The 9,277-nt window shown below is 62.7% G+C and carries 12 protein-coding genes; 8 read left to right on the forward strand and 4 right to left on the reverse strand.

The annotated features are described in order from the left end of the window. The first annotated feature begins 29 nt into the window (after positions 1–29). Both AC0V2Y_RS24645 and AC0V2Y_RS24650 read left to right on the forward strand, forming a co-directional pair. On the forward strand, positions 30–584 hold the full coding sequence (locus AC0V2Y_RS24645; RefSeq protein ID WP_475417456.1) for a nuclear transport factor 2 family protein: 555 nt from the start codon (positions 30–32) through the stop codon (positions 582–584). Positions 585–905: 321 nt separating this feature from the next. Next, entirely contained in the window at positions 906–1,130 is a 225-nt protein-coding gene (locus AC0V2Y_RS24650) for a hypothetical protein (protein WP_475417457.1), read from the forward strand. Here AC0V2Y_RS24650 and AC0V2Y_RS24655 read toward each other — a convergent pair. Then, positions 1,112–1,351 carry a TIGR02450 family Trp-rich protein gene (locus AC0V2Y_RS24655; RefSeq protein ID WP_475417458.1) on the reverse strand — a complete coding sequence of 80 codons (240 nt, stop codon included), beginning with the start codon at positions 1,349–1,351 and terminating at the stop codon, positions 1,112–1,114. The genes AC0V2Y_RS24650 and AC0V2Y_RS24655 overlap by 19 nt on opposite strands. Positions 1,352–1,423: 72 nt before the next feature. Here AC0V2Y_RS24655 and AC0V2Y_RS24660 point away from each other — a divergent pair, with 72 nt between their 5' ends. Then, complete coding sequence (locus tag AC0V2Y_RS24660; RefSeq protein WP_475417459.1) at positions 1,424–2,287, forward strand: cysteine hydrolase family protein; 864 nt, start codon at positions 1,424–1,426, stop codon at positions 2,285–2,287. 79 nt (positions 2,288–2,366) lie between these two features. After that, complete coding sequence (gene pncB, locus AC0V2Y_RS24665; protein ID WP_070221805.1) at positions 2,367–3,557, forward strand: nicotinate phosphoribosyltransferase; 1,191 nt, start codon at positions 2,367–2,369, stop codon at positions 3,555–3,557. Positions 3,558–3,724: 167 nt separating this feature from the next. Here pncB and AC0V2Y_RS24670 read toward each other — a convergent pair whose 3' ends face one another. Both AC0V2Y_RS24670 and AC0V2Y_RS24675 read right to left on the reverse strand, forming a co-directional pair. Further along, positions 3,725–4,024, reverse strand: coding sequence for an antibiotic biosynthesis monooxygenase family protein (locus tag AC0V2Y_RS24670; RefSeq protein WP_070221804.1), 300 nt, complete (start codon positions 4,022–4,024; stop codon positions 3,725–3,727). 66 nt (positions 4,025–4,090) lie between these two features. Further along, positions 4,091–4,438, reverse strand: coding sequence for a hypothetical protein (locus AC0V2Y_RS24675; protein WP_475417460.1), 348 nt, complete (start codon positions 4,436–4,438; stop codon positions 4,091–4,093). A 194-nt stretch (positions 4,439–4,632) separates the two neighbouring features. On the opposite strand from AC0V2Y_RS24675, the gene AC0V2Y_RS24680 reads away from it, so the two are divergent. From AC0V2Y_RS24680 to AC0V2Y_RS24695, 4 genes are all read left to right on the forward strand, one after another. Next, entirely contained in the window at positions 4,633–5,214 is a 582-nt protein-coding gene (locus AC0V2Y_RS24680; protein WP_287777691.1) for a DJ-1/PfpI family protein, read from the forward strand. A gap of 64 nt (positions 5,215–5,278) precedes the next feature. After that, positions 5,279–6,511: a GAF domain-containing sensor histidine kinase gene (locus AC0V2Y_RS24685; protein WP_475417461.1), complete on the forward strand. Its 1,233-nt coding sequence runs from the start codon at positions 5,279–5,281 to the stop codon at positions 6,509–6,511. 3 nt (positions 6,512–6,514) lie between these two features. Next, positions 6,515–7,192, forward strand: a complete 678-nt coding sequence (locus tag AC0V2Y_RS24690; protein ID WP_475417462.1) for a response regulator — start codon at positions 6,515–6,517, stop codon at positions 7,190–7,192. A 166-nt stretch (positions 7,193–7,358) separates the two neighbouring features. Further along, a complete protein-coding gene (locus AC0V2Y_RS24695; RefSeq protein WP_070221800.1) occupies positions 7,359–8,054 on the forward strand; it encodes a Crp/Fnr family transcriptional regulator in 696 nt (231 codons plus the stop codon). Here the strand turns inward: AC0V2Y_RS24695 and AC0V2Y_RS24700 are convergent. Further along, the gene (locus AC0V2Y_RS24700; protein ID WP_475417463.1) at positions 8,047–9,240 is read right to left on the reverse strand and encodes an MFS transporter; all 1,194 of its coding nucleotides are present in this window, start codon (positions 9,238–9,240) and stop codon (positions 8,047–8,049) included. The genes AC0V2Y_RS24695 and AC0V2Y_RS24700 overlap by 8 nt on opposite strands. Positions 9,241–9,277: the final 37 nt, after the last annotated feature.

The following is a 9,277-nucleotide window of genomic DNA, read 5'->3' on the forward strand; positions in this document are numbered from 1 at the left end:
CGGCGAGCCGTTCGCCATGAAAGTCCCCCATGCACAAGTTGGCAAGCGCAGTACTGTTCGGCTGTTCCCTGTTTTCGGCAGGCATGGCGCTGGCGCAGACCGCACCCGCTGCACCGCCTGCGCCGCCCCACGTGGGCCGCCACGCCTCCACGCCCGAGGATATCCGCGTCATCGAGCAAGTCGTCGCCGACTTCCAGGCGGCCCTGATCGCCAAGGACGTCAAACTGCTGTCGTCGCTGATGTTGCACACCAACATCCTGTTCGCCTCGCCGGCCGACGATGCTTTCATCAAGAAAATACGCGACACGATGGACGTCCACTTCGACGGTGTCGGGGCGGGCGGCTACGCCGCTTTCGCCAGCTTCATCAAGCGCGAACCGCAGCGCACGGAAGAAAAATTCTACAACGTCAAGATCACCCAGGACCGCCATGTGGCGTGGGTCAACTTCGACTACGAATTCCTCGTCGGCGGCAAATTGTCGAACTACGGCGTGGAAGCGTGGCAGATGGTCAAGCGCGATGGCGACTGGAAAATCCTCAGCGTCGTCTGGTCCATGCATCCCGCCGCCGAGGCAGGAAAATAGCCGCCCGTCATGCCGCGTCAGTCGCGCGGCAGCGCGCGGATTTCCACCGTGCCCCCCGCGTTCAGTACGGGGTTTCCGATCAACAATTTTTTTGCATCGTCTATACTTTCAGTGGACGTGCCGCCATGCCTGGCGATCAGGCAAGCGTTCAAGTTTTCCCTGTGCCGCGTAATAAAAAGCAGATAAGTAAGTGAGTATCCTGAGCAATCGCGAGCGCATGGTTTTCCCCCTTTTACCGCGTCAGTCCGTAGAGACAAGCTGTCCGGCCATGTCATTTTTGGAGCGCACATCGTGCCGATAAAGTATGTTGATTTTTATGAGGTGAATTACACGGCAGAGCGCTTGCGGGGCTGCAAGCTATGGGGCGCCTACGTCGCCATCTATGCCCCTTCGCCCAACCCCATGCACCGTGTGAACCTGGTGAAAAAGCGCCGGGTGTCGGCCGACCACCAGTTCACGACGGAAGCCGATGCCATGGCGGAAGCGGGCGAGGCGGCCGTCAAACTGGTCGAGCGGCGCCAGCGCCGCTATGTCCTCCACCCCTGATGCCACTGCGCGGGATCCCGCAGCGCGCGGCAGGGCAGGATGTGCACGCGGCCCGAATGCACGGCTTCCAGTTCCACATGCGTGGCCGCTTCATCCGGCGTGGCTGGGGCGCACAGCTTGATGACGAGAAAATGTTTTTCCTTGTTGACGGGCGTGACGGCCGTCCATTTGCTGTTGAGTAACTTGTTCGGGCGCAAGTTATTGCGATTGGCAAGGTGCATGGCGGGCTCCTGATTGGCGTGATGGCGATGTTGCCATTATCATGCAACTTCCTGCCACGCACGAGGACCGCCATGAAACGCCAGCTGCACTTGCTCGTCATCGACCCGCAAAACGATTTTTGCGACTTGCCTGCCACCTGGCTGCCGCCCGATGCGGCGCCGGCCTTGGCCGTGCCCGGCGCCCACGCCGACATGCTGCGCGTGGCGCAGCTGGTCCGCGAAGGGGGCGGCGGCTTGACGCAGATCAGCGTGACGCTCGACGCCCACCACCGCTACGACATCGCCCACCCCGCCTTCTGGCGCACGGGCGATGGCGGCGCCGTGCCGCCGTTTACGCAGATCAGCGCCCAGCAAGTGCGCGACCGCCTGTTCCTGCCCGCCGCCAGCGGCGCCTTGCCGCGCGCGCTGGCTTACCTCGACGCCTTGCAGCAGGCGGGGCGCTACCAGCTGATGGTGTGGCCCGTACACTGCGAGATCGGCAGCTGGGGCCAGAATATCCACGCGGCCGTGCGCGCCGCCTACAACGCCTGGGAAGTGGCCAACTTGCAAGTGGTGGCCAAGCTGAGCAAGGGTTCCAATCCGTGGACCGAGCACTACTCGGCCGTCATGGCGGAAGTGCCCGATGCGCAGGATGCGGCCACCCAGCTCAACCGCGCTTTCCTCGACACCTTGCTGCCGGCGCAGCAACTCTACATCTGCGGCGAAGCGGGCAGCCATTGCGTCAAAGCCAGCACCGAGCATATCGCCGATTATCTGGAAGCGCAGCAAGGCAAGGCGGCCCTGTCGCGCCTGGTCTTGCTGACGGATTGCATGAGTCCCGTCACGGGCTTTGCGGCGCAGCAGCGCGACTTCCTTGCCGCCATGCATGAGCGCGGCGCGCGGCTGGCCACGTCCGCCGATGTTTTGCCCGAGTTGTTGGCCAACGCAGGCGATTGATGCTTTCCTGCAAGCGAACCCTGCTGAAATGCTTGCGGTGGCGTACTATTCTGGCTTCAGGAAGTTGGAGAAAACACACATGACCCCGATAGTGCGCAGTTTGCTGGAAACCGATCTGTATAAATTTACAATGTGGCAAGCCTTGCTGCACGGTCATCCGAATACCCATACCGAGTACGAATTTGTCTGCCGCAACGCCACCGCCTTTCCCCTGGCCGAACTGAAGGGCGAGCTGGAAGAACAGCTCGACCACCTGTGTTCGATGTCGTTTGCCGACGACGAGCTGGCCTATTTGCGCACCTTGCGCTTCATGAAGAGCGATTTCGTCGACTTTTTGACGGTGTTCCGTTTTCAGAGAAAATTCATCGACGTCAGCACGGACGGCGACACCCTGATCGTGCATGCGGCCGGGCCGCAGGTGCATGTGATGGGCTTCGAGATTTTCGTGCTGTACATTATCAACGAACTGTACTTCCGCCGCTTCGACCTCGATGCGGCCATGCGCGAAGGGCGCCACCGCCTGGGCTTGAAAGTGGCGGCCGTCAAGGAATTCGGCAAGTTGCCACGGCGCAAGCATCCATTTGAATTTTCCGACTTCGGCGTGCGCCGGCGTTTTTCCGGCGCCTGGCATGACGAGGTGGTGCAACGGCTGGCGCGCGAAGTGCCCGAATATTTCAAGGGCACGTCGAATGTCTACCTGGCGAAAAAGCTCGGTATCGTGCCGATCGGCACCATGGCGCATGAATACATGCAGTCGTTCCAGTCCTTCGGCGTGCGTCTGCGCGACTTCCAAAAGGCGGCACTGGAAGACTGGGTGCAGGAATACCGTGGCGACCTGGGCATCGCCCTGACGGACGTGGTCGGCATGGATGCCTTCCTGGCCGACTTCGACCTGTATTTCGCCAAGCTGTTCGACGGCTTGCGCCACGATTCGGGCGACCCCGTCGAGTGGGGCGAGAAGGCGCTGGCCCACTACGCGGCCCTGCGCATCGACGCCAACACCAAGCGCCTCGTGTTTTCCGACGGCCTGGACCTGGACAAGGCCTTCGCCCTGTATCAGCACTTTGCCGACCGCATCATGACGGGTTTTGGCATCGGCACCAATCTCACCAACGACGTCGGTTTGACGCCGCTCAATATCGTCATGAAACTGGTGCGCTGCAATGGCCAGTCCGTGGCGAAATTGTCGGATTCGCCGGGCAAGACCCTGTGCAAGGATGAAACCTTCCTCGCGTATCTGCGGCAGGTGTTCCATCACCCTGCCGTCTAAGCTGCGCCCAGGCGTCTATGCGTGGCGTAGGTCCGATTAGCGGGGCCGCCGAGGCGCGGCAAAGCCGCGCGTAATCGGACAACTGCGCGGCCAACTGCGCGGACAACTTCGCGGCCAAACTCGCCGACAAGCTCGGCGGGCAGACGGCGTGCAGTGTGAGCCCCGACTTAAAACCCCGTGACCACCGTGTTCATGTGCTCGACCTGCGGCGGGGCGGCAAAGAATTCGCCCACCAGGCCGCGCCATGCCTGGAAGTCGTCGCTGCCGCGGAAATGCACGGTATGGTCTTCGAGGGTCGTCCAGCCGACCACCAGGCGGTAGGCGTCGCCGTTTTCGATAGAACGCTCCAGGCGCATCGATTCGCAGCCGCGCGCGCGCTGAAACAGGGGCACGGCTTTCGCTACGGCCGCCTCGAAGGCTTCATGCGTGGCCGATTTGATCTGGATGTGGGCAATTTCAAAAATCATGGCAAGTTCCGCTGTGGAATGAAGGAACGCTGATCTTGCCATAATTTCGCCGCGCGGGGGAGGGCGTCAGCCTGCCAGCACCTGTTTGCCTGCACCTGCGCCCGCGCGCTGGCTGCCCGCGTGGCTGGCCGTGCGCTGTTCGATGTCGCAGCCATTGCATGCCTGCACGATGGCGTGCGCCCGTTCCCGTTCCTGCGGAGTGCCGATGGCGACGACGAGGCGGAACATGCCGCGCCACGCCGCCTTGCCCTGCACGGGAACGGCCTCGTCGTCGACCGTGTCGAGCTGCACGGCGTGCGCGGAAAAGCCATCGCCCAGCAGGGTGCTGCGGGCCTGCTGCGCATCGGCAAGATGGTCGAAGATACGGATCAGGGCAGGCGCAGGGTTGGCAAGGGGGCTGGTGGAGGTGCTCATGGCCAGGCTTTCAAGAGGGTCGTCTGTATTTGACCTGTGAGCCTTTAAATAATTCTGCCTCAGCCTCCAAATGTCTGCATTCAGTGGCAAAAGTTTGATAAATATCCAGTATGGCTGCCAAGTCGCGCTAAGATACGCCTTGCGGTGCATCCTGCAGGCAGGGATGCGGGATCAATCTTTCATAGGAGAACTAAATGGCAGCGAAGAAAATTCTGTTTTTGACCGGCGATTTTGCAGAAGATTATGAAACGATGGTGCCGTTCCAGGCCCTGCTGATGCTGGGCCATACCGTGCATGCCGTCTGCCCCGGCAAGAAAAGCGGCGAGACGATCAAGACGGCCATCCACGATTTCGAGGGCGACCAGACCTACACGGAAAAGCCGGGCCATTTGTTCACCCTGAACGCCAGCTTCGACGAGATCGACCCGGCCCACTACGACGCCGTGATGATCGCCGGCGGCCGCGCGCCCGAATACCTGCGCCTGAACGAGAAAGTCATCGCCGCCGTGCGCCATTTCGCCGAAGCGGGCAAGCCCGTCGCCGCCGTCTGCCACGGCGCGCAATTGCTGGCCGCCGCCGATGTCATCCGTGGCAAGCGCATTTCCGCCTATCCCGCCTGCGCGCCGGAAGTGAAACTGGCGGGCGGCACGTATGCCGATATCGCCGTCACGGACGCCGTCACGGATGGCCAGTTCGTCACGGCGCCGGCCTGGCCCGCCCATCCGGCCTGGCTGGCGCAGTTCGTCAAGCTGCTCGGTACCGAGATCCATTTGTAACCTTCACCAGTCCGGCAGGCCGCAGCGCTTGCCGGGCGTATCACTTTTCAGATTCGAGTTCTTCATGCATGCGCCGCGCAGTCAACCTTCCCGCAAACAACTTCCAGCCTCGCGCTGGCGCCAGCGCCGCCTGGCGCAAGCCGCATCGGGCCTGAGCGCCGCGCAGGAACGCCAGCTGGCCACCCTGCATGACATTTCCACCTTGCTGGCGGGACAGCACGCCATCGATGCCCTGTGCCGTGGCTTCCTGCGCCACGTGATGCAGTTCGCGCAGGCCGAAGGCGGCACCGTGCGCATCCTCGATCCGCAGCAGGACACCGTGCACATCATCGTGCACGAGGGTATTTCCGACGCCATGGTGGAAGAGGAACACTGTATCCGCAACAACGATTGCCTGTGCGGCGCGGCCGTGGCGCAGGGCGTGATCCAGATCCGCGATTTCCGCCAGGTCGATGCGCTGCAGCGCTACCGTTGCCAGGACGAAGGTTTCATTGCCATCGCCGTCTTCCCCATCCTCGCGCGCGAGCAGGTGGTGGGCAGTTTTTCGCTGCACTTTGCGCGCCCGCAAGCCGTGCATGCGCAGCAGCAGGGCTGGCTGGAGACGCTGGGCCAGAGCCTGGGCATCGCCATCGAAAACCAGCGCCTGATCGCGCGCGAAAAGGAATTCGCCGTGGCGCGCGAACGCAGCCTGCTGGCCGAGGGCTTGCACGACAGCATCGCGCAAAGCCTGAACTTCATCAGCCTGCAAGTGCAGATGCTCGACGATTCCGTGCGCCGGGGCCAGCTCGACGAAGCGGCCGAAGTGCTGCCGCTGATGCGCATGGGCGTCGAGCAAAGCTACCAGGACGTGCGCGAATTGCTCGTCAATTTCCGCACGCGCTGGCATGGCAGCGACCTGGAAAGCAAACTCAGCGAAGTGCTGGCCAAGTTCGAGCTGCAGACGGGCGTCGCCGGCACGCTGGAGATGAGCGGCAACGGCGCGCCGCTGGCGCCCGAGCAGCAGTTGCAGATCCTGTTCATCGTGCAGGAAGCGCTGTCGAATATCCGCAAGCACGCGCAAGCGAGCAACGTGGCGTTGCGCGTGGAAAGTGGGCGCGACTTTGCGCTGCAGGTACGCGACGATGGCGAAGGCTTTGCCGCCAACCTGCGCGACAAGAAAACGGAATTGCAGATCGGCTTGCGTATCATGCAGGAACGGGCCGAGCGGCTCGGTGCGCAATTTGCCATCGACAGCACGCCCGGCGGCGGCACGACGATCTCGCTGGCCCTGCCGGCGGCGCGGCGCCAGGCCGCGTAACAGATGAATCATCCTTATCAGGCAACAAACATAGTGAACGCACCAATCAAAATCCTGCTGGTCGACGACCACACCTTGCTGCGCAGCGGCGTCAAGCTGCTGCTGCAGCGCAATCCTCAATTCCAGGTGGTGGGCGAGGCATCGAACGGGCTCGACGGCGTGCGCCTGACGGCCGAACTGCGGCCCGACGTGGTGCTGATGGACTTGAACATGCCCGGCGTGTCCGGCGTCGAGGCGCTGCAGATGATCTTGCAGGACATGCCGCAGATGGTGGTGCTGATGCTGACCGTGTCGGAAAACGCGGCCGACCTGGGCGCGGCCCTGCGTGCAGGCGCGCGCGGCTACTTGCTGAAAAATATAGAAGCCGAGCAGCTGGGCCAGGCCATTTGCCGCGCCGCCGCCGGCGAATCCGTGATTGCCGACGCCATGACGGCCAAGCTCGTGTCGCAGTTCCGCGCGGGGCAGAACGCCCCGCAGGAAGACTATGACAAACTGACGCCGCGCGAACGCGAAGCCATGGCGTGCCTGGCGCAAGGGCTGAGCAACAAGGAAATCGCGCGCCAGCTGGACGTGGCCGAAAGCACGGTGAAAATCCACGTGCAAAACATCCTCAAAAAGCTTAAGCTCAGCAGCCGCGTGCAGATCGCCGTGTATGCGGTCGAGCGCGAACTCGGTAAATAAAGATCAAGCAAAGCGCAAATACCGTGCCAAAAAGCCACAAGGAATGCGCGATTGTTTGATCTGCATGGCGTTCCGGCCTAGACAACCCTAGTTCCTTTGACGTATGGCCTTGACCGTGCCTGCGCATTACACTCTTAGTCATTCGCTAATCTAATAAGAGAGTGTCATGCATAAGGTCAACGTCGATGGCTTGCTATCGAGCCAGGCTCTGTTCCGCCATATTTCCCCTTCGCAATTAGAGCAATTGCGCCAGGATGTCGTGCGTGTCGAAGTGGAAAAAGGCAAAGTGTTGTTCCGCAAGGGCGAAGTGGCGGAAGGCGCCTACGTGGTGGTCTTCGGCCTCGTCAAGCTCAGCGTGTTTTCCATGGAAGGGACGGACAAGGTCCTGGAATTGATCCGCCCGGGCCAGAGCTTCGGCGAAGCCATGATTTTCCTCGATGAACCGTATCCGTTCTGCGCCGAAGCGCTCGAGCACTGCCTGCTGCTGCGCATCCCGCCGCACGCGCTGCTGCGTCTGCTGGACCAGTCGCCCCGCATCGCGCGCCAGATGATGAACAGCCTGTCGCACCACCTGATGGGCTTCATTCGCAACGTGGAGCGCTGCTCCGTGCAGAACGCCACCCAGCGCGTGGTCGAGTATCTGCTGCAGGCATCGGACCAGCAACGTTCCAACGAGGTCAAGCTGGACCTGAAGAAAAGCCTGCTGGCATCGTTCCTGAACCTGGCGCCCGCCACCCTGTCGCGCGTGCTGCACCAGCTGACGGATTTGCACCTGATTAAAGTCAGCGGTTCGCTGATCCAGATCCAGCCGGATGCACTGAAGACGTACCGCCACGGTTCCGCCGCGGCGATGCTCAATTAAGTTTTTCAGCAGGCAAGGTCAGCCGCCAGAACAGCAGGGCGAGCAAGCTGACCGCCGCGCCCAGCGCGCATACCCCATGCCAGCCCGCCAGCGCATACACGCTGGTGGCGGCAATCGCCCCGAGTCCGCTTCCCACCGCATAAAACAGCATGTAGCACGCCACCAGGCGGCTGTGCGCGTCGCTGTCCTGCTTGAAAATCAGGCTCTGGTTCGTCACGTGGATGGCCTGGCCCGCCAGGTCCAGCGCGATGATGCCGACGATCAGGGGCCACAGGGCAGCACCGGCAAAGCTGAGCGGCAGCCACGCGGCCAGCAGCAGCAACAGGGCCGCGCCCGTTGTCCACTGCGCGCGGCCCTTGTCCGCCATGGCGCCCGCACGCGCCGCGCCCAGCGCGCCGATCACGCCCACTAAGCCGAAAGCGCCGATGGCCGCATGCGTATAGCCTTGCGCCGTCAGGGGCAGCACCAGGGCGCTCCAGAAGATATTGAAGACGGCAAACATCAGCAGGGCCAGCATGCCGCGCACGCGCAGCACCTTGTTGTGCAGCAGCATGTCCGCCATCGAAGCGAGCAGGGCGCCGTAGGCCAGCTTTTGATCGGATGGCTGCGCCGGCGGCAGCTTGCGCCACAGCAGCAGCAACAGGGCACAGGCGATGGCGGCCGAGACAAAATACACGGCGCGCCAGTCGGCCAGGTCCGCCACCACGCCGGACAGGGTGCGCGCCAGCAGCAAGCCGATCACCACGCCGCCCTGCGCCATGCCGACGACCCTGCCCCGCTCATGGCTGGCCGCCGCGCTGGCCGCATAGGCGATCAAGCCTTGCGTCATGGCCGTGCCCAGCAAGCCCACCAGCAGCATGCCGCCCAGCAAGGCAGCCGTGGAACGGGCGCAGCCCAGCGCCGCCAGCGAGACGGCAAGCAAGCCCAGCTGGAACAGGGTCAGGCGGCGCCGGTTCAGCATGTCGCCCAGGGGAACCAGCAGCAGCAGGGCCAGCGCGCAGCCGATCTGCGTGGCCGTGATGACCATGCCGCTGGCGGCCTCCGTCATGCCGAATTCCTGCGCCAGGGTGGCGAGCAAAGGCTGGGCGTAATACACATTGGCCACGCTGAGGCCGGCCGCACAGGCAAACAGCCAGACGAGAGGGGAAGGAAGTGCTGTTGTGATGGGGGTGGTCGTGTCGCGCATGGGCTTGCCTATAAGTGGTTGCAAATTAAAACCAGTT

It is taken from the genome of Janthinobacterium sp. BHSEK (genome assembly GCF_056174685.1).

What these genes read in the sequence shown, in the direction of transcription:
- AC0V2Y_RS24645 (WP_475417456.1), top strand. Translation starts at nt 30, where the DNA reads ATGCACAAGTTGGCAAGCGCAGTACTGTTCGGCTGTTCCCTGTTTTCG.
- AC0V2Y_RS24655 (WP_475417458.1), bottom strand. Translation starts at nt 1,351, where the DNA reads ATGCACCTTGCCAATCGCAATAACTTGCGCCCGAACAAGTTACTCAAC.
- AC0V2Y_RS24660 (WP_475417459.1), top strand. Translation starts at nt 1,424, where the DNA reads ATGAAACGCCAGCTGCACTTGCTCGTCATCGACCCGCAAAACGATTTT.
- pncB (WP_070221805.1), top strand. Translation starts at nt 2,367, where the DNA reads ATGACCCCGATAGTGCGCAGTTTGCTGGAAACCGATCTGTATAAATTT.
- AC0V2Y_RS24670 (WP_070221804.1), bottom strand. Translation starts at nt 4,024, where the DNA reads ATGATTTTTGAAATTGCCCACATCCAGATCAAATCGGCCACGCATGAA.
- AC0V2Y_RS24675 (WP_475417460.1), bottom strand. Translation starts at nt 4,438, where the DNA reads ATGAGCACCTCCACCAGCCCCCTTGCCAACCCTGCGCCTGCCCTGATC.
- AC0V2Y_RS24680 (WP_287777691.1), top strand. Translation starts at nt 4,633, where the DNA reads ATGGCAGCGAAGAAAATTCTGTTTTTGACCGGCGATTTTGCAGAAGAT.
- AC0V2Y_RS24685 (WP_475417461.1), top strand. Translation starts at nt 5,279, where the DNA reads ATGCATGCGCCGCGCAGTCAACCTTCCCGCAAACAACTTCCAGCCTCG.
- AC0V2Y_RS24690 (WP_475417462.1), top strand. Translation starts at nt 6,515, where the DNA reads ATGAATCATCCTTATCAGGCAACAAACATAGTGAACGCACCAATCAAA.
- AC0V2Y_RS24695 (WP_070221800.1), top strand. Translation starts at nt 7,359, where the DNA reads ATGCATAAGGTCAACGTCGATGGCTTGCTATCGAGCCAGGCTCTGTTC.
- AC0V2Y_RS24700 (WP_475417463.1), bottom strand. Translation starts at nt 9,240, where the DNA reads ATGCGCGACACGACCACCCCCATCACAACAGCACTTCCTTCCCCTCTC.